General features: G+C 37.6%; 16 protein-coding genes. 9 read left to right on the top strand and 7 right to left on the bottom strand.

Annotated features, from left to right (window positions below; genetic code table 11):
- The first annotated feature begins 108 nt into the window (after positions 1 to 108).
- The 5 genes from dnaA (at position 109) to ablB (ending at position 7,127) form a co-directional block, all read left to right on the top strand.
- A complete protein-coding gene (gene dnaA, locus ACE01N_RS06680) occupies positions 109 to 1,542 on the top strand; it encodes a chromosomal replication initiator protein DnaA (protein WP_375728433.1) in 1,434 nt (477 codons plus the stop codon).
- 269 nt (positions 1,543 to 1,811) lie between these two features.
- Positions 1,812 to 4,382 carry an alpha-glucan family phosphorylase gene (gene glgP, locus ACE01N_RS06675; RefSeq protein WP_380586078.1) on the top strand — a complete coding sequence of 857 codons (2,571 nt, stop codon included), beginning with the start codon at positions 1,812 to 1,814 and terminating at the stop codon, positions 4,380 to 4,382.
- A gap of 193 nt (positions 4,383 to 4,575) precedes the next feature.
- Positions 4,576 to 4,950, top strand: a complete 375-nt coding sequence (locus ACE01N_RS06670; RefSeq protein WP_375728435.1) for a hypothetical protein — start codon at positions 4,576 to 4,578, stop codon at positions 4,948 to 4,950.
- A gap of 31 nt (positions 4,951 to 4,981) precedes the next feature.
- Complete coding sequence (gene kamA / locus ACE01N_RS06665; RefSeq protein WP_380586075.1) at positions 4,982 to 6,298, top strand: lysine 2,3-aminomutase; 1,317 nt, start codon at positions 4,982 to 4,984, stop codon at positions 6,296 to 6,298.
- Positions 6,264 to 7,127: a putative beta-lysine N-acetyltransferase gene (ablB, locus tag ACE01N_RS06660; RefSeq protein ID WP_380586073.1), complete on the top strand. Its 864-nt coding sequence runs from the start codon at positions 6,264 to 6,266 to the stop codon at positions 7,125 to 7,127. The genes kamA and ablB overlap by 35 nt, the downstream gene beginning before the upstream one ends.
- Before the next feature lie 4 nt (positions 7,128 to 7,131).
- On the opposite strand, the gene ACE01N_RS06655 is transcribed toward ablB, so the two are convergent.
- Complete coding sequence (locus ACE01N_RS06655; RefSeq protein WP_380586071.1) at positions 7,132 to 7,809, bottom strand: Crp/Fnr family transcriptional regulator; 678 nt, start codon at positions 7,807 to 7,809, stop codon at positions 7,132 to 7,134.
- Between the two features lie 148 nt (positions 7,810 to 7,957).
- Here ACE01N_RS06655 and ACE01N_RS06650 point away from each other — a divergent pair, with 148 nt between their 5' ends.
- Together ACE01N_RS06650 and hcp are read left to right on the top strand one after the other, a co-directional pair.
- Positions 7,958 to 8,869: an ATP-binding protein gene (locus ACE01N_RS06650; protein WP_380586069.1), complete on the top strand. Its 912-nt coding sequence runs from the start codon at positions 7,958 to 7,960 to the stop codon at positions 8,867 to 8,869.
- A gap of 52 nt (positions 8,870 to 8,921) precedes the next feature.
- A complete protein-coding gene (hcp, locus tag ACE01N_RS06645; protein ID WP_380586067.1) occupies positions 8,922 to 10,580 on the top strand; it encodes a hydroxylamine reductase in 1,659 nt (552 codons plus the stop codon).
- Positions 10,581 to 10,664: 84 nt separating this feature from the next.
- Here hcp and ACE01N_RS06640 read toward each other — a convergent pair whose 3' ends face one another.
- The 6 genes from ACE01N_RS06640 to ACE01N_RS06615 form a co-directional block, all read right to left on the bottom strand.
- Positions 10,665 to 11,564, bottom strand: a complete 900-nt coding sequence (locus tag ACE01N_RS06640; RefSeq protein WP_380586065.1) for a nucleotidyltransferase family protein — start codon at positions 11,562 to 11,564, stop codon at positions 10,665 to 10,667.
- Positions 11,561 to 12,487, bottom strand: coding sequence for a PfkB family carbohydrate kinase (locus ACE01N_RS06635; protein WP_380586063.1), 927 nt, complete (start codon positions 12,485 to 12,487; stop codon positions 11,561 to 11,563). The genes ACE01N_RS06640 and ACE01N_RS06635 overlap by 4 nt, the downstream gene beginning before the upstream one ends.
- 1 nt (position 12,488) lies before the next feature.
- A complete protein-coding gene (locus ACE01N_RS06630) occupies positions 12,489 to 13,097 on the bottom strand; it encodes an SIS domain-containing protein (protein ID WP_380586061.1) in 609 nt (202 codons plus the stop codon).
- A 13-nt stretch (positions 13,098 to 13,110) separates the two neighbouring features.
- The gene (locus tag ACE01N_RS06625; protein ID WP_380586059.1) at positions 13,111 to 14,451 is read right to left on the bottom strand and encodes a family 16 glycosylhydrolase; all 1,341 of its coding nucleotides are present in this window, start codon (positions 14,449 to 14,451) and stop codon (positions 13,111 to 13,113) included.
- Between the two features lie 81 nt (positions 14,452 to 14,532).
- Positions 14,533 to 15,588: an AMP-binding protein gene (locus tag ACE01N_RS06620; protein WP_380586057.1), complete on the bottom strand. Its 1,056-nt coding sequence runs from the start codon at positions 15,586 to 15,588 to the stop codon at positions 14,533 to 14,535.
- 16 nt (positions 15,589 to 15,604) lie between these two features.
- On the bottom strand, positions 15,605 to 15,955 hold the full coding sequence (locus ACE01N_RS06615) for a hypothetical protein (protein ID WP_375728446.1): 351 nt from the start codon (positions 15,953 to 15,955) through the stop codon (positions 15,605 to 15,607).
- Between the two features lie 234 nt (positions 15,956 to 16,189).
- Here ACE01N_RS06615 and ACE01N_RS06610 point away from each other — a divergent pair, with 234 nt between their 5' ends.
- Complete coding sequence (locus ACE01N_RS06610) at positions 16,190 to 16,996, top strand: glycogen/starch synthase (protein WP_380586054.1); 807 nt, start codon at positions 16,190 to 16,192, stop codon at positions 16,994 to 16,996.
- A gap of 59 nt (positions 16,997 to 17,055) precedes the next feature.
- Positions 17,056 to 18,513, top strand: coding sequence for a DUF4270 family protein (locus ACE01N_RS06605; protein ID WP_380586052.1), 1,458 nt, complete (start codon positions 17,056 to 17,058; stop codon positions 18,511 to 18,513).
- Positions 18,514 to 18,518: the final 5 nt, after the last annotated feature.

The following is an 18,518-nucleotide window of genomic DNA, read 5'->3' as shown; positions in this document are numbered from 1 at the left end:
TACAATTGCAAGTATTATTAAATTTTTTTTTGAACTTTTTTTTCTCAAAATTTGTCTTCACGTTTAATTGAAACTGAATGTCTAACCCTTTTAATACTAAAATTTCAAATGGTTGAAACTTGTGAACATGTCTGGTCTAAATGCATGGACTTTTTCAGGGATAATTTGCAGCCTGCTACATATAAAACGTGGTTTGAGCCGATTAAGCCTTTGAAAATGTCAAACAATGTGCTGACTATTCAGGTTCCCAGTCCATTTTTTTATGAATTTTTAGAAGATAAATATATAGATCTGCTCAAGAAGGCCTTGTATAAAGAGTTGGGCCCTGGTGCCAAGCTCGAATATCAGGTGGTTGTTGATAAAAATGATGCAGACAGAACAAAGGGTAAGGAAAGTGGAACCGTAAGGCTTCCGGGACAAAATGGTGGAGATGCACATTCAGGAATGCCACGTCATAACGGATCACCTGTAATTAAGAATCCGTTCATTATTCCTGGAATAAAAACAATTGATTTGGATCCACAGTTAAATCCGAACAATTCCTTTAACAACTTCATTGAGGGTGATTGCAATAAAGTTGCGTGTTCTGCAGGAAATGCAATTGCCTCCAAGCCCGGAAAAACACCTTTTAATCCACTGTTTGTTTACGGTGAATCAGGTTTAGGTAAAACGCATCTGGCTCAAGCTATTGGCTTAAAGGTTAAAGAGCTGAATCCTAATAAAACAGTACTTTATCTGAGTGCGAATCAGTTTCAGACCCAGTATACAGAATCAGTTCGTAATAATACTCAAAACGATTTTGTAAATTTTTATAAACTGATCGATTTTCTGATTATTGATGATATTCATGAGTTGTCAGGAAAGGAAGGAACGCAAAATACATTCTTTCATATTTTCAATCATTTGCATCAGTCAGGTAAGCAACTGATTCTAACATCGGATAAGCCACCGTTTCAGCTACAGGGAGTGGAACAACGCTTATTATCCAGATTTAAATGGGGATTGTCTACAGAATTGGAATCCCCTGATTATCTGACACGTAAAGCAATCCTGAAGCATAAGGTGTATCAGGAAGGGTTGGAGATAGGTGATGATGTTATTGATTATCTGGCAGAAAATATTACGGCCAACATTCGAGAGCTTGAAGGCGCTTTGATCTCTTTAATAGCGCAGTCAACTTTTATCACACATAAGGAAGTGGATATAGAAATGGCTCAGGATATTGTTAGTAAGCTTATTAAGACTTCTAACCGAACAATATCCATTGAAAAGATACAGCGGGTGGTGTGTGATTATTTTGAACTATCACTTGATGTATTACATTCAAAATCGAGGAAGAGAGAAATTGTACAGGCAAGGCAAATAGCTATGTATCTTGCAAAGAACTATACGAAAAATTCACTCCAGAATATAGGTCAGCAAATAGGTAAACGGGATCATGCTACTGTTCTGCACGCGTGTAAAACAGTTAACAACCTGATGGATACGGATAAGTCTTTCAAGTCTAGTTTGAAGGAGCTTGAGCTCAAATTGAAATTCTAGAAAAATGAAAATAATTGAAAGAGGAGTAGCTTTACTCCTCTTTTTTATGGCATTAACTTTTTTATTTTTTGTAACAAATAAAAAATGTATTTTTGTCACACCACATAAATTAATTCTCTGGATTATCCAATTTCTGTAAAGAAAAATAAACAACTCAATATCAGTATGATAGTTGGCGTATTATCAGAGTGTTTAACATTGTCTGATTTAAACTGTTATTATAGTGATTAAATGGAATTGGAAATCGGTAAAATAAGAAAATACAACACATGAAGATACAATCGTTTAATGTTACTCCACCACAGTGGAAAACTATTAATGTGGCTTCGAGCCTTCCTGAAGAACTTAAGGGTTTGGGTGAAATTGCAAGAAATTTCTGGTATGTCTGGAATTATGAGGCAACAGATGTTTTCAGTACTATTGATCCTGATTTATGGGAAGATTATAAGAATAATGCAGTGCTTTTACTGGAGCGTACCAATTATAAAAGATTCGAAGAATTGTTAGGCAATGAGTCTTTTATGAAGAAGTATCACAAAGCTTATGATAAGTTCAAGGCTTACATGGCTGAAAAACCTGCAGCAGATTCTCCTTCCATCGCGTATTTCAGTATGGAGTATGGATTGGCTGATATTCTGAAAATATATTCAGGAGGTTTGGGAATTCTCGCCGGAGACTATCTGAAAGAGGCAAGTGACTGTAATGTTAATATGACCGCGATCGGACTTCTTTACCATTACGGATATTTTACGCAAACACTTTCAATTAACGGTGAACAGCAAGCTATTTTTGAAGCTCAGAATTTCAATCTGTTACCCGTTGAGCAGGTTAAGGATGAAAATAATAATATCATCAAATTTACAATACCATTTCCTGGGCGAGATCTGCATGTAGCCATGTGGAAGGTTAATGTGGGAAGGGTATCACTATATCTTCTTGATACTGATCTTGAAGAAAATAATCCGGCTGACAGAACGGTAACACATCAGTTATACGGAGGAGATTGGGAAAACAGGCTGAAGCAGGAAATACTTTTAGGTTTTGGTGGGATAAAAGCACTGGAAACTCTGGGTATTAACAAAGAATTGTACCATTGTAACGAAGGACACGCGGCATTTATAAATGCTTCGCGTTTGTCGCATTATGTAAATTTTGAAAATCTGGATTTTGAAGTTGCCCTTGAACTTGTAAGAGCTTCGTCACTTTTCACGACACATACTCCCGTACCAGCCGGTCATGACAGCTTTGATGAAGATATGCTGAAGCATTATCTGGGTTATATACCTGAACAGTTAACACTTGGATGGGACGATTTTATGGCACTGGGGAGAACAAATCCTGATGATAAAAATTCCAAATTCTCTATGAGCATTTTTGCCGCTAAAACATCACAGGAGATGAATGGTGTAAGCTGGTTGCATGGGAAAGTGAGTCAGGAAATGTTCCAGAATCTTTGGCCGGGATTTATGCCAGAAGAACTACATATTGATTATGTTACCAATGGTGTACATTACGGAACATGGACAGCCCGTGAATGGCGAAAACTATATGAAAAGAATTTTGGTGAAAATTTCCTGAGTGATATATCAAATCCTGCTCACTGGAAGAAGATTTATGCATTGCAGAATGATGAAATTTGGAAGGTGAAACTGGCATTGAAGGAAAAGTTGGTTGATTATATAAAACAGCGGTTCGAAGAAGACTGGTTGAAAAAACAGGGTGATCCATCAAGGATCGTACAGCTAATTGACGGTATGAAATCAAATGTATTAACGATTGGTTTTGCGCGTCGATTTGCAACTTATAAGCGTGCTCATCTGCTTTTCAATGATCTTGACAGGTTGTCAAAAGTTCTTAATAATCCGGAAAAGCCTGTACAATTTCTTTTCGCAGGAAAGGCGCATCCGGCCGATGGTGGAGGACAGGGACTTATTAAGCATATTGTTGAAATTTCAAGGAGACCTGAGTTTCTGGGTAAAATCATATTCCTGGAGAATTACGATATGTCACTCGCACGTAGATTGGTGTCAGGTGTGGATATCTGGCTTAATACGCCAACCAGACCATTGGAAGCATCCGGTACGAGTGGACAAAAAGCTGAAATGAATGGAACACTTAATCTGAGCGTATTAGATGGATGGTGGCTCGAAGGTTATCGCGAACAGGCAGGTTGGGCAGTTACAGACAAACGTACGTATGACAACCAGGCTTTTCAGGATGAACTGGATGCAGCAACAATTTATAGTCTGCTTGAAAACGACATTATCCCGGCTTATTATAACAGAGACAAAGAGGGAATTTCTCAGGACTGGATTGAATATATTAAAAAATCAGTCAGTGAGATAGCTCCGCATTATACCACTAAACGTATGCTTGATGATTATATTCATAAGTTTTATACCAAGCAGCACAAGCGCGTACTTAGCCTGAAGGCAGACGAAAGTAAACTGGCCAGGGAACTTGCAGAATGGAAAAATAAAGTCATAGAACAATGGGACGCAGTGGAGATCAAATCGGTTGATGTTCCTGATTTTAGTTCCATGCAGCCTAAAATTGGTGAATCGTTCGATTTAAATGTTTCAGTAGATATTAAAGGTTTAAAAGCTGAAGATATTGGGATAGAACTGGTGCAGATGGCAGAAGATGATGAGACACATAATCAGTACGTGAAGGCTTTAAATCAGATGGAAGTTTCAAAAACAAATGGTTCTGAAATTACATATCATTTAAATCTTACGTTCTCTGATCCCGGATCGTATAATTATGCCATCCGGATGTATGCCAAACATGAAAATCTACCGCACAGACAGGATTTTGGTTTGGTTAAATGGGTCAATTAAAACAATCGTATATTTTATAGGAAAAAGGTCTTCTGTTCCAGAGGGCCTTTTTTTATGGTTATGATCGGTATAAACCTTTTAAATGTTAATGTTTTTTAGAAATCCTTTAATCTGTTAACATTTCTTGAATGCCTCAGCCTGTTATTGTAAATTTGACTTTACTGGTAATATTTTAAATTGTGAAATTATGAAAATGGCAAACTTAGATAAAGAATCCATAACAAAAGTGGTTCTGAAGGAGGTGACGCGTCAGAACAGAGGGGCTGAAATCCATGCGAAACATACCAGAGATCTTCCAAATCCTGCCAGACTTGCATGGAAGAACAAAGAGGAAAATTATATGCCCGATATCATTGTGAGAAACGGGAAGAATGGTATGAGCATTTATGAAATCGAATTAACCGATGAATTTGATATTGATAAATGGCGGTTGTATTCTATGTATGCAAGACGCTCAAACGGAAAACTGCATCTGGTTTTACCACGCTGGCTTTCTACCCGTGCCAAAGAAAAAATTGACGAATGTAATCTTAAAAATATCCTCGTTGAATTTGTAACTGACGCCTGAAATTTTAACCATATAAATTATTTACTTTTTTATGACAATCTACAACAAAGTCCAAAGGGATATTGCAGAAAAAATTAGTTCTGATACTACTGGAAAAAACTGGCAGGACTGGAAATGGCAGCTAAAAAATTCCATTAATACCATTGAAAAGTTTGAAAAACTCTCCGGAATTAAATTCTCTGATGAACAACGCAGGAAACTGGACAAAACACTTGATAAATTCCCGCTTTCAATTACACCCTATTATTTTTCTTTAATTGACTTTGATAATTATGAGAACGATCCTGTTTTTAAGCAGTCCTTTGCTGATAACAGGGAACTTGTAATTGCTAAAAGTGATCTGAAGGACCCGTTAAGTGAAGACAAGGATAGTCCTGTTCCGGGAATTACACATCGCTATCCAGACAGGGTATTGTTTCATATCAGCAACATCTGTTCAATGTATTGCCGATTCTGTACACGGAAACGTAAAGTTGGGGATACAGATTTTATTCCGAGCAGAGCTCAGTTGAAGTTGGGTATTGACTACATAAAAAATACACCTGGAGTAAGAGATGTACTGCTTTCCGGTGGTGATCCATTGATGTTGCCCGATGATTATCTTGACTGGATTCTGACTGAACTTCGTTCCATTGATCACGTAGAAGTCATAAGAATCGGAACCAGAATGCCGGTAGTACTGCCGTACAGAATTACAGATGACCTTGTAAATATGTTGAAAAAACACCAGCCGCTCTGGATTAATACACATTTTAATCATCCAAGAGAAATTTCACGATCCTCAAAAGAAGCCGTAAGAAAACTCGCAGATGGTGGATTCCCGTTGGGAAATCAATCTGTTTTACTGGCCGATGTTAACGATTGTCCTAAAATTATGAAAAGTCTGATGCATAAACTGGTAATGAACAGGGTACGCCCGTATTATCTTTATCAATGTGATTTATCAGAAGGCTTAACACATTTCAGAACACCCGTTGGTAAAGGGATAGAAATTATGGAAAGTCTGATAGGCCATACCAGTGGATTTGCTGTTCCAACGTATGTTGTTGATGCTCCGGGTGGAGGGGGTAAAATACCGCTTACTCCAAATTATATTATATCATGGTCTACCAATAAAGTGATTCTCAGAAATTATGAGGGAGTGATCACCACGTACAAAGAACCGGATACGTATGAGCCTAAATTTTGTAACCGTGATTGTGAAAACTGTACACTTGAACTGGACCTTAATGAGGCTACAGAGTCACAAATGCTTGGAATTCAGAAATTACTGTCTGATGAAAATGATTCTATTTCACTAATTCCTAATGAAAATGAACGTTATAAAAGAAGAGAAGAGCACATTTGATAAAATTGAAAAAATTGGCCATGGCAGTTTGGTTCAGCATGGTAAACTGAATGATCGCCTTTACCTTATAAAGCTGCATGCTAATGACCGCGAGAGTATTACAGATATGATAGGAACAATTGCTGCTGAAAGCAACTATTCTAAAATATTTGTAAAGGTCCCCTTTTCAGCACGAAATAAGTTTATCCGGGACGGATATGTCCAGGAAGCAGTAATTCCGCGTTATTATCTTAATGCTGAAGATGTGTGGTTTATGGCGAAGTATTTATCAAAGGATAGAAGCATCCCTGATTTTGTAGATTTAAAAAACTTTCGTAAAGTACTGGATTCTCCGTTAAACAGCCTTAAGTATAATGTTGACTCTGAAGTGACGTTACGTGAACTGAATGAAAGTGATGTTCACCGAATTGTTGATATATATAATAAGGTATTCGAAACGTATCCGTTTCCTATACATGATCCCAATTATATAAAAGATGTTATGAAGAGCCATGTTCGGTTTTTCGGTGCATTCTTTCATGACCGTCTTATTGGCTTGTCTTCTGCAGAAATTGACAGGGTAGCCGGGGCTGCGGAAATGACTGATTTTGCTGTTTTGCCAGAAAGTCGCGGGAAACGGCTGGCATATCATTTGCTAAATCTGATGGAGAAGGAAATGTTAGCTGAAGGTATTGAAACAGTATTCACAATTGCCCGGATTAAATCTGCAGCAATGAATAAAACGTTTATAAACAGTGGCTATTCATTTTCAGGAACATTAGTGAATAACACCAATATAAGCGGGAATATTGAATCGATGAATGTATATTATAAGAAACTTTTGGTGTAGGGAATCACTGGATAAGTTGGATTAATCCAGCTTCATTTAATATAGAAATTTTTTTCCCGTCCGCAATAATTAATCCGTCCTTGTCCATCTCGCGCATGGCACGGGTCAGCGATGGCCTTGCCACTCCAAATATTTCCGAAAGCTCGTTATGTGATGCTGTTAACTCAAATGTGTTATTGCCACTCTTTTTTGATTGTTGAATCAGGTAATGCGCAATTTTTCCTTTTATGGTCTGAAAGGATAGGAACCTGATACGTGATGTTAAGAACTGAGCCCGGTTTGATACCAAACCAAGATAATTATTTAATATAGTTTGGTTAAGCTGAAAAAGTTTCAGCAGTGAGTCTTTCGGGATTGCCAGTATTTCAGACTCCTGAATGGCAACGACATCAACTGGGAAACGGTTGTTTTTGCCGAAAATAAATGACGGTGCCAGAGGTTTACCCTGATCCAGTTCTTCGATCCTGATAACTTTTCCCGAAAAATCTATCATCTCACCCTTAACTTTTCCTTTAATAACAATATAAAGAAAACGGCATTCTTCATCGCTGTAAGCTATTGTATCTCTGGGATTATAGGTTTTAAGCTTAAATGAAATTTTTTCCAGTTCATTGTTAATCACCTCTTCTGATAATCCGAAAAAGATCGGGCATTTCACTAATATACCGGCAATATCTGTCATAAAATACATTTTATCAAATGTACCTTTTTAACAGCCTTCGTTCAATAATGTTTTTACATAAATTTTTTTTAAAAATATGTGGTTGTAACAATTGTTACCGGTATGGATCATAAAATCATACCATTTTTGTAGTGTAAAATTAAATGAGATGCTAAGAGACGTAGTAAAAATAGATGAAAGCCTTTGTACCGGATGTGGTGATTGTGTTCCGGGGTGCCATGAAGGAGCGTTACAGATAATAGATGGAAAAGCCAGGTTAATCAGTGACCTGTTGTGTGACGGACTGGGGGCCTGTCTTGGACATTGTCCTACCGGAGCATTAACCATTGAAAAACGGGAAGCAGAACCTTATGATGAAGTTAAGGTAATGCAACTGATGGTTGAAAAAGGACATAATACTGTCGTGGCTCACATGAAACATTTAAAGGATCATGGTGAAACAGGTTTTTTGAAGGAGGCTGTTGGCTATCTTAAATCCAATGCAGTATCGCTTAATATAAATGTGAATGCTATTATCTCTGAAGTTCATAACAGTGGTGCTTCGTGTGGTGTGAATCATGGCGTTCAACAAACACCTGTTAAAATGCAGCATGCGGGCAGTAGCTGTCCCGGATCTAAAAGCATGAGTTTTGCCCCAACAGGAATGACTGTAGGCACTGCTGTTGAGAATGATGATTATACCGCTTTGTCGCAGTGGCCGGTTCAGATGCATCTTATTAATCCTGCTGCAGGTTATTTCAATGGTGCCGATGTGGTTGTAGCCGCGGATTGTGTGGCATTTGCCATGGGAAATTTCCATCAGCGGTTTTTAACCGGTAAAAAATTGTGTATCGCCTGTCCTAAGCTGGATTCAGGATTAGAGAGTTATCTGGATAAAATGAAGCGTCTGATTGATGAGTCTGATATAAACACAATAACAGTGGTGATAATGGAAGTACCATGCTGTTCAGGATTACTCAGGCTGGCTCAGTTTGCAGTCGATCAGGCATCACGGAAGATTCCGTTAAAAGCAGTTACTGTATCTGTTCAGGGCAAAGTGCTGAAAGAGGAATGGGTATGAAAATTTGTGTTCAAAGGAATAAATAATAAACTAAAAAAAATAAGGATTTACAATGAGTATGTTTTGTTTTCAATGCCAGGAGGCAGCAAAGGGAACCGGTTGCACGGTAAAAGGAGTGTGTGGTAAAACTGACGAAATAGCTGCAAGTCAGGATACTTTAATTTATGTGGCAAAAGGTGTTTCATTCTTGGCTGATGCACTGAACGAAGCCGGACAGAAAAGTGATGCTGCTGATAAATTTGTATTTGAAGCACTCTTTATTACGATTACCAACGCAAATTTTGACAATGCCAAAATCGAAGATAAAATTCACGAAGGCATGATATTAAAAGCAGAGTTGCTGAATACGGTGAAATCATTTTTTGTACCTGATTTTCAATATCCCGATGCTGTAACATGGTATGCAGAGACCGAGCGGGAGTTTGAACTGAAGCGATTTGCGGTGAGTATTCTTAGTGAGGAAAATGAAGATATCCGCTCTCTGAAGGAACTTTTAACGTATGGGTTGAAAGGTATGGCTGCATATGCTGAACATGCTTACAATCTTGGGTATACAAATAATACTGTATTCAACTTTATGCATAAGGCATTAGCTGCAACGTTACAAAAAGATATTTCCGCAGATGAACTAACCGGATTGGTTCTGGAATGCGGTAAACATGGTGTAGATGTGATGGCGCTTTTGGATCAGGCCAATACGGAAAGTTACGGACACCCGGAATTGTCAACAGTAAATATAGGCGTAAGAAAAAATCCGGGTATTCTCATCAGTGGACACGACCTGAAAGATATGGAAGAGTTGCTGAAGCAGACTGAAGGAACAGGCATTGATGTATATACACATAGCGAAATGTTGCCTGCTAATTACTATCCTGCATTTAAAAAATATAAACATCTGGTTGGAAACTACGGTAACGCATGGTGGAAGCAGAAAGAAGAATTTGAAAGCTTTAATGGTCCGGTATTGTTGACTACAAACTGTTTGGTTCCGCCCAAAGATTCCTATAAAAACAGGGTTTATACAACAGGAGCAGCAGGATTTGACGGATGTGTTCATATACCTGAGCGTAAAGACGGGCAACCCAAGGATTTTTCTGCTATAATTGAACATGCAAGATATTGTGAAGCACCTCTGGAAATTGAACAGGGTTCAATTGTTGGCGGTTTTGCGCACAACCAGGTTTTTGCTTTAGCAGATAAAGTGGTGGATGCTGTTAAGTCGGGCGCTGTAAAACAGTTTGTGGTTATGGCCGGTTGCGACGGAAGGATGAAGAGCAGGGATTACTATACTGAATTTGCCAATGAATTACCAAAGGACAATATTATATTGACCGCAGGTTGTGCAAAATACAGGTATAATAAACTGAGTTTGGGAGATATTGGTGGAATACCAAGAGTTCTTGATGCCGGACAATGTAACGATTCCTACTCACTGGCGGTGATTGCGTTAAAACTGAAAGAAGTATTTGAATTGAACGATATAAATGAACTGCCGATAACATATAATATTGCGTGGTACGAGCAAAAAGCAGTAATTGTACTGTTGGCCTTACTTTATCTTGGTGTTAAAAAGATACACTTGGGGCCAACATTGCCAGCATTTGTTTCACCTGGAGTTGCAAAAGTTTTGATTGATAATTTTGGGTTAGGTACAATATCGGATGTGGAGAGTGATCTGGTGAGCATGGGTTTAACAGTGGAGCAGGATTGATTTTTGGATGAACGGAATCCGGTATGTACAAATGAAAGAGGCTGTCAGTTTTTTGACAGCCTCTTATTTTTTAATAAGTGATTCTCACCAGAGTTTTGAAGGATATTCACCATCGGCAATCAATTGATTTAATTTAGCCACGGCATCTTCCTTGTCCTCTTTATAGGTTACACCGAACCATTGAGCAGTTGTGCTTAAAACTTTTACTTCTGCTTCTCCTTTGCTGATTAGTGTATTCAGTACGGTTGGCATATAGAATTCTGCCTTTGGATTATCCACATTGGTTTTGATGAATTCATTAAAATATGCTTCGTAATATGTAAAAGCGGAAGGTGTGAATGCCATAAAGTTCATGGATACTGGTTGTTCAGGTGCAAGTTCGTGAATGCTTCCGTTTTCGTCATATACAATTTTACCACCGTCCTTATAGATCTTTGTCCGCTCAACTATATCTGCCAGATTTCCGTTATTATCTACGCTACATACACCGCGCGATACCGAACCAAAGTCAGATAATGTTTTCTGAACCTCATAACCCAGCAGGTAATATGTTTTCGCTTCGTTGGTTGTGGCCGATAATTCTGTGGCTACGGTTTCAAAGGCGTCGCGTCCGTAAAAATCATCAGCATTAATGACCGCAAACGGCGTTTTAACCGCGTCTTTTGCAACCAATACAGCATGGCCTGTTCCCCAGGGTTTTGTGCGTTCTGCCGGAACGGATAGTCCTGCCGGTATGTTATCCAGTTCCTGATACACATATTCCACATCTATTTTTCCTTCGAATTTACTTCCAAAGTGTGCTTTAAATGCTTCTTCAATGCTTTCGCGGACCACGAAAACCACTTTCCCGAATCCGGCTCTGATGGCATCAAACACTGAATATTCTATAATGGCTTCTCCATTAGGACCAAAACCGTCAATCTGCTTTAAACCTCCGTATCTGCTACCCATTCCGGCAGCTAAAATTACAAGTGTTGGCTTCATATTTTAGTTTTTAATTTATTCGCAAATTCCACTGAGACATAATTATCATAACTCATACATACCTCGCTTGAAAAGGAAACGGCTATGTCAATTATTTTTTTCCACATAACCTGATCCAGCCCGTTAATTGCATCACGGGTAATGTTATACTTAAACATAGCATAGGCAAAACCAGCATTGAAATTATCGCCTGCGCCAATTGTACTTAATGGTTTTAGTTTCTGAACCGGAAATTTATAGGTTTTGTCTTTTAGTACAACCTTTATGCCTTTTGAACTCATGGTATAAATGAGTGGCTGTTGGTTTTTACAAACATGCCGATAGATTTCGTCAGTGTTTTCGGAATTTAAAATGTTATAGAAATCTTCATCCGAACCACGAATAATGGTGGCATCAGAGAAGTTTTCAAATATTATTGGCTTTATGGCTTCAAGCTGATGCAAATGCGCACTTCTGAAGTTTGGATCATAATATATAATGCCGTTATGTTCTTTTGCTTTCGTGAGAACACTTTTTACCTGTATTCTTAATGCAGGATTTAATGCAAAGTATGAACCAAACAGAATGAAGTCGCCCGGCTGAACATCCGGAAATTCAGACTGGAGTCGTTCTTTCGGATATTTTTTATAAAATTCGTATTCTGCGTCACTTTTGTCATTCAAAAAAGCCAGTGCAAGGGCTGACTTTCCGTTTTCAAACCGGGTAATGTATTTTGTTTCAACGTTGTTCTGCTCTAAAAACCGTATGATTAAATCTCCTACTTTATCACGTCCGGTTTCACTGATAAATGTGGAAGGAATTCCTGTTCTTGCAATCGAGATAAGGGCGTTAAAAGAAGAGCCGCCTGGTTTAGCGGCAACCGGTTGATCGTTTTTAAAAATGATATCGAGTACGGTTTCGCCGATGGCGATCACTTTGCGCATACTATTTACCTTTTGCCTGTGTTCGTGATTTATCCCCAAGGTAGCCTCCATGGTGACGTTTAGCATAGTCCATGCTGCTGAATTTTATTTTCTCCATCATAAGAACTACCAGGATGTTCCCGATTACGTTCATAACAGTAGTGGAAGTGGTGGGTGAGAGTCCTAACGGACATATTTCGCCGGGATTGCCGGTCCAGATAGTTGCGTTGGCTTCGTTTGCCAGGAAACTATCTTTTTGTCCGGTAATAACAATTATAGGAATGGTGGGAATAAGGTATCTGGCCAGATCGATCAATTCAACAATCTCTCGGGTCTTTCCGGAGTTGGAAATCAAAAGAAGAACGTCATTTTTTTGAAGAAGTCCAAGATCACCATGTTGTGCCTCACTTGGGTGCATAAATGCAGCTGGCGTTCCTGTAGAACTGAAGGTGGTAGCCATATTATGTGCAATTTGTCCGGCTTTCCCCATTCCACTGGTCACAAGTTTTCCTCCTTTTACCTGAACCTGTTCAAAAATAATGTTGATAGCTTCTTCAAACGATGTCTGTAATGGAATATTTTTAACGGCTTCCGATTCAAATTTCAAAAGCTCAGTAATACGGTCAGTCATTATAAATCAATTCTTAAGCGGTCTTTTTATAGACTTTTATCCAATCTACGATAAGTTTACCCGGAGCCGGTTTTTTCTTAGTCTTGTAAACCATGGAAGCCAGTTCAAGAATCATTTCCTCTTTGGGTAATTTTATTTCTGTTCTGAAGACTTCCTTATCGTTTACTTTCCAGATCAACATTTCCTTTTGCCATTCAACAGAAAAAATATGAAAACCTGCATTGGTATTTAATCCCTTTATTCTGGACGTTCTGACTGTATGGCGTTTCCCGTCATACGTACTCAGACCGACCATAGGTTTACCTTTCTGTGAAATTTGTAAAAGCTTAATCTGGATATTGCCTTTGGGTGAAACAAGTTGAACCGAATGTGATACCGGTGCGTGGCTGTCTGTTTTAAGTTTTATCTTAAAAATTCCCTCGTTCTGTTTAAAACTTTTTCCGGTCGAAATCACGCCTGAGGTATAATTCATTTCTCTCTGAATAAAACCTCGTTCTTTGTCCCATACTCTTGCGGTCGTATTTTCAGCACGTGTGTCTATGGTCATATAATCACGCGAAATCTCTATATTTCTTCCGTTAGAATAGGCCTGTAAATGATTTTCGAGGCTGTAATTCCCTTGTCCAAATTCTGATCCTAAATGAAATTGGGTTTTCCATTTATGGGTATCAAGTTTTTCAGGTGCAAAATCTTCTGCAAACGTAATATCATAAAATTTAAAGAGGTCAAATAAATCGGAATTATGGAATTTGACGTAATTTTTAATGTTTACATCCTGATCCAGATTATGAAAACGTTGTTCCTTTTTTGCCTGTTCGGTGTGGTTCCAACGGTGTACATCTTCACAAAATGCCTTGTAATCTTTAAACTTGTCTGATTCTACCTCTTCTTTTAGTTTCAGATACTGATTTAAAGTACCTGAACCTTCAATTTTTTTAAAACTTTTATAAGCTTTTGAATTTTCGAATTTAAAGAAGCGCTCAAGATCAGCAGATGCTTTCCTTTTTTTCTTGTCAGTTATATCCCTGTAGGCATCTGTTTTTCTGAATTCCAGGTACGATTTCAACTCATCTGAATCTTTGAGCTCAAAATAAGCCTTTAAATCTTTATTTTTAGTTAACTTGTTAAATTCTTTAAGTTTGGAATATTCTTTTGTTGATTTCCATTTTAAACCTGTAACACGATGTTTTTCGTTTACAAATTCGGGAGAAGATACTTCATCTTTTAATTCAAGATATTCCTTCAAATCTTCTGAATTAGCTGTTGCCAGCACTTCCTGGTAAAGACGCTTGTGTTCCGCATCCTGTTTCTCAATCTTCTCTGTGTCGGGAAATTTATTTCCAAAAAGGCCCATGTTCATAAATTTTTACAGACTCTTGCCAAAAATACTAAAAATATTAACAGCAAGGAATGATAATGTAGAATTAATTTTAAATTAAAGTGAGTGGTCTCTGATTACTTTCCCACTTTCAGAGAAACGTATTTTTTCAACTTTTATGATTTCACGTGGTCTTTCAAACACATCAAGGGTAGATTCAATCTTTTTCTTAAGTTGTTGGTAGGTTTCGGAATTTTCTTTTTCAATAATAATTACCAGTTTTTCGCCAAGATTTTTGTCTGGTTTTCTGCTGATATAGAATGGGAAAGGAATTAAATCTTTTAATTTTGATTCAATATCCTCTGGAAATACTTTTACCCCGCCAGTGTTTATTACAAAATCAAATCGCCCTTTCCAGTAAAAATGATTATCATCAACAAGGTCAACAATGTCGTTTGTCACTATAGGGGAATCTGATATGTGAGGTGCATGGATTAAAAGACAATTTCTGTGGTCGATGCTGAAAGTAACGCCCGGGATGGCCGCATACGGATGAATAATTTCTGTATGATTGAGTGGTCTTAATGCGATGTGACTTGCTGTTTCCGTCATTCCATATGACTGGTAAATTCTTGTATCGAACTCATTCAGCATATCGTGGGTGGAATTATCCAGAGGAGCACCGCCGATAAGTATAACTTCGGTTTTCTTTAAATTATCCGGTGTTGCAATAGACTTTTTTAATTGCATTGGGGTCATGGCTACAAAATCAATCTTCTCATCCAGCCTTGCTAAAGGATTACTGTTTGGTTCCTGAATTATAAGGTTCATGCCACTCGCAATGGCCCGGATTAACATCAGTTTTCCGGCAATATAATTGACAGGTAAACAAAGGAGTGCGGTACTTTTTCCTGTAAGTTTAAAAATTGAACAGGTTTTTAAAGCCGAAGCAAATACTATTGATTTATGCAGTTCAATGGTTGATGGTGATCCGGTGGATCCGGATGTATTAACATAGATTACTTCATTCTGACTATACCATTCCTTTAAGAAGTTATACACTTCGGTACTGAAAGCGTCCGATTTAAAAATGCCGGTAGGTGCAGATCCCGCAAAATATGTCGGATCATACCAGTTGTTGTTTACTTTTATCGGATTTAAAGGGTTTGGCATAACGAAACAGAATTAGTTATTTGTTTCTTTCCATAACAAAAATACCGCAGGTGCCTTCCTGATCAATACTACTACCAATAATCTTCCCTTCACTGTTTATATTTCCTTCCCAGTTATCCAGTGAGTATTCTGTCCGGAAATCTCCTCCGTTCAAAATCTTATAAGATGTTCCTTTCAGAACTATTTTCCTATCCAGCACAATGCCGGCGAGTTTTTGAATCAGGTGCAGGGGAGACTGACCTTTAATGTTTTCGGTCATTTCAATTTCACCCCAAAGCTTATTGTCTTCCTGAAAGAGCTTCGCTTCTCCATTGCAGACTCCTGTTTCGAATTCTTCTTTAAAGAACCATTTCCCGGAAATATCCATACTAATTGTTTTAGCAGAATCCAAATATAATGTTATTCTTAATCGGAATTGTCAAAAATATGTGAATTAATAATTAAGTAATAGTATGGCAACATAGTTTAACATTTTACATTAATTGTTAATTATATTCAAATCCCTTTTAGAATCAGCAATTTGATTCTGTGGCATGTTAATGTTAAATTGAATTAATAGAATATTTTTAGTAATTTTGTGCGATCTTTTCAACAACAAAGTATGGAAGCAAAAAAGGTTCTATTTATTTTTCAGGAAATTACTCCCTATGTACCAGAGTCAGAATTATCAGTAATTGGTAGGAATTTACCGCAAGGTATTCAGGAAGCAGGAAAAGAGATCCGGACATTTATGCCGCGCTATGGATTAATTAATGAAAGACGAAATCAGTTGCATGAAGTAATTCGTTTATCCGGGATGAACCTGATAATAGATGATACCGATCATCCTTTGATTATAAAGGTAGCTTCTATTCAGGCTGTCAGATTACAGGTGTATTTTATTGATAATGAAGATTTTTTTCAGCGCAAAGCTATTGTTTCTGATGATGAAGGGAAGGAATTCGAAGATAATGACGAACGTGCCATATTTTTTGCGCGGGGAGTACTTGAAACGGTAAAAAAACTAAGATGGTCCCCGGATATCATTCATTGTCACGGCTGGATGTCGGCTTTAGTGCCTTTGTACATTAAGAAGTCTTATCATGATGATCCGTTTTTTCAGCATTCAAAAATGGTTTATTCAATATATGATAATCCATTTGAGAACACTTTCAGAGAATTATTTAAAGAAAAGATTTTAATGCCCGGGATAACTCCGGAGGATTTAAGTCTGGTTGAAAAACCTGACTATGAAAACCTGAATAAACTGGCAATTCATTATTCTGATGCTGTAATTCAGGGAAGTGAAAACATAAATAAGAATGTAAAAAAATTCATTGATACTGAAAATAAGAAATTCCTTGGTTATCAGTCACCTGAGTCCTATGTTCAGGCCTACGATAGTTTTTACGATGAAATTTTAAGTTAAATTAACGCCTTTTAGTGTATAGAAACCCGTATATAAACGTTATTCCCGAAAAAATATATATGAATTTTAAACCCATTCTGTTAGTATTAATTGTTATTGCTACTATTACAGGTTGTACTCAGGATCAAAACATCATTGGTGGTTCCATAAGTCCGCTTAAAGATAAAATCAATGTATCGTATGTAGATTCAATTCCTTTTAAAGCATTTAGTTTTAAACCGGCTGCACATACCATGAGAACCGATGGTGGAATCAGTGATAACAACTATTTTCTGTTGGGCGGCTTTAAACCGGATCTTCAGGAAGCGGCAGGAGTAAAAGGGGACATTGCCATGGAATTTTGGTACAAGCATCTTGATATAAAGCAGTCCAGCCCTGATAGTGTATTGGTGTTAGATAGTGTGTTGCTGGTGTTATTACAAAACGGTTATTATGGTGATTCAACGGCACTGCATTATTTTGAGGTTTATGAATTGAACAAACTTTTATCAAACAGTGAGGATTATTTTTCAGATGAAAATCCTTTGGATTATTATTCCGAAGATGATAAAATTGGAGAAAAGCAAATCCAGACTATTGACTTTACCATTCCTGATAGCGTTAGATGGGCAAACGGATATATTCATCATATTTCCATACCTCTTTCTAAATCGATAGGTCAGAGAATAATTGATAATTATGATGAGATACGTGACAGCGTTGATAAATTCAGGGAATTGTTTAAGGGGGTTTATGTTAAAACAACCTTTAGTACTAAGGCAATGATGTACATTTATCCGTATTTGAGTTCTAGTTCTACAACGTTTAGCTATATTGACTTTAGTGCATTGAACCTTGTTTACCACTATAATCCTGCAGATACAGCAATTATTGGTGAAGATACTGTAATTACATATCCGGAGCGTGATACATCGTACTATGCCGTTCAGAGTATCGTGGTTAACAATGAATGTCCCCGGTTTAATGTGATCCGGAAGGATTATGGAAACTATGATTTCTCCTATAATGAAAATACGGTACAGCCAAGTGTATTGTATGTTCAGGGACTTAATGTCTCCAAAGTCAAACTTAAGTTTCCACCGGTATATGATTTGGATGCTTTTAAACCTCTTGCAGGTGAAGACAGTGCAAGAATTGCCATAAACAGCGCAAAGCTGACCTTGTATGTTGATAAGGATATTCAGGACCAGGGGCAATATCTGGCACCGTATCAGCTATACTTAAGAAGGGACACACTTGGAAGGGATACTATCGGGAACGTTACCTATATTCCGGATCAGGCTGTATATGTATCACAAAATGCAACTTATACGTATGGTATTCGAACTGATACTTATACTTATGTTTTTAACATCGCTGAATATATACAAGACATTTTGGACAGGAAAGAGGATAATCCGGATGATTTGATCCTTTCGGTAGCGGGAAACAGAAATAATCCGGGATTTGCTTTTTTGAAAGGATTGACAAATGCAAATGACAATTTAAAACTGGAAATTGTATATACAAGATACTAAACCTT

Origin of the sequence: Quyinboa ferrireducens (assembly GCF_042436675.1) — a bacterium.
In the GTDB taxonomy this organism is placed as follows: Bacteria; Bacteroidota; Bacteroidia; order Bacteroidales; family UBA5342; genus JBHJHP01.
This window is presented reverse-complemented; position numbering and strand designations above follow the sequence as displayed.

Coding starts and splice junctions, on each gene's coding strand:
- glgP (WP_380586078.1), top strand. CDS start 1,812: ATGAAGATACAATCGTTTAATGTTACTCCACCACAGTGGAAAACTATT.
- ACE01N_RS06650 (WP_380586069.1), top strand. CDS start 7,958: ATGCTAAGAGACGTAGTAAAAATAGATGAAAGCCTTTGTACCGGATGT.
- ACE01N_RS06640 (WP_380586065.1), bottom strand. CDS start 11,564: ATGAAGCCAACACTTGTAATTTTAGCTGCCGGAATGGGTAGCAGATAC.
- ACE01N_RS06610 (WP_380586054.1), top strand. CDS start 16,190: ATGGAAGCAAAAAAGGTTCTATTTATTTTTCAGGAAATTACTCCCTAT.
- hcp (WP_380586067.1), top strand. CDS start 8,922: ATGAGTATGTTTTGTTTTCAATGCCAGGAGGCAGCAAAGGGAACCGGT.
- ACE01N_RS06655 (WP_380586071.1), bottom strand. CDS start 7,809: ATGACAGATATTGCCGGTATATTAGTGAAATGCCCGATCTTTTTCGGA.
- dnaA (WP_375728433.1), top strand. CDS start 109: ATGGTTGAAACTTGTGAACATGTCTGGTCTAAATGCATGGACTTTTTC.
- ACE01N_RS06615 (WP_375728446.1), bottom strand. CDS start 15,955: ATGGATATTTCCGGGAAATGGTTCTTTAAAGAAGAATTCGAAACAGGA.
- ACE01N_RS06620 (WP_380586057.1), bottom strand. CDS start 15,588: ATGCCAAACCCTTTAAATCCGATAAAAGTAAACAACAACTGGTATGAT.
- kamA (WP_380586075.1), top strand. CDS start 4,982: ATGACAATCTACAACAAAGTCCAAAGGGATATTGCAGAAAAAATTAGT.
- ACE01N_RS06625 (WP_380586059.1), bottom strand. CDS start 14,451: ATGGGCCTTTTTGGAAATAAATTTCCCGACACAGAGAAGATTGAGAAA.
- ablB (WP_380586073.1), top strand. CDS start 6,264: ATGAACGTTATAAAAGAAGAGAAGAGCACATTTGATAAAATTGAAAAA.
- ACE01N_RS06630 (WP_380586061.1), bottom strand. CDS start 13,097: ATGACTGACCGTATTACTGAGCTTTTGAAATTTGAATCGGAAGCCGTT.
- ACE01N_RS06635 (WP_380586063.1), bottom strand. CDS start 12,487: ATGCGCAAAGTGATCGCCATCGGCGAAACCGTACTCGATATCATTTTT.
- ACE01N_RS06670 (WP_375728435.1), top strand. CDS start 4,576: ATGGCAAACTTAGATAAAGAATCCATAACAAAAGTGGTTCTGAAGGAG.
- ACE01N_RS06605 (WP_380586052.1), top strand. CDS start 17,056: ATGAATTTTAAACCCATTCTGTTAGTATTAATTGTTATTGCTACTATT.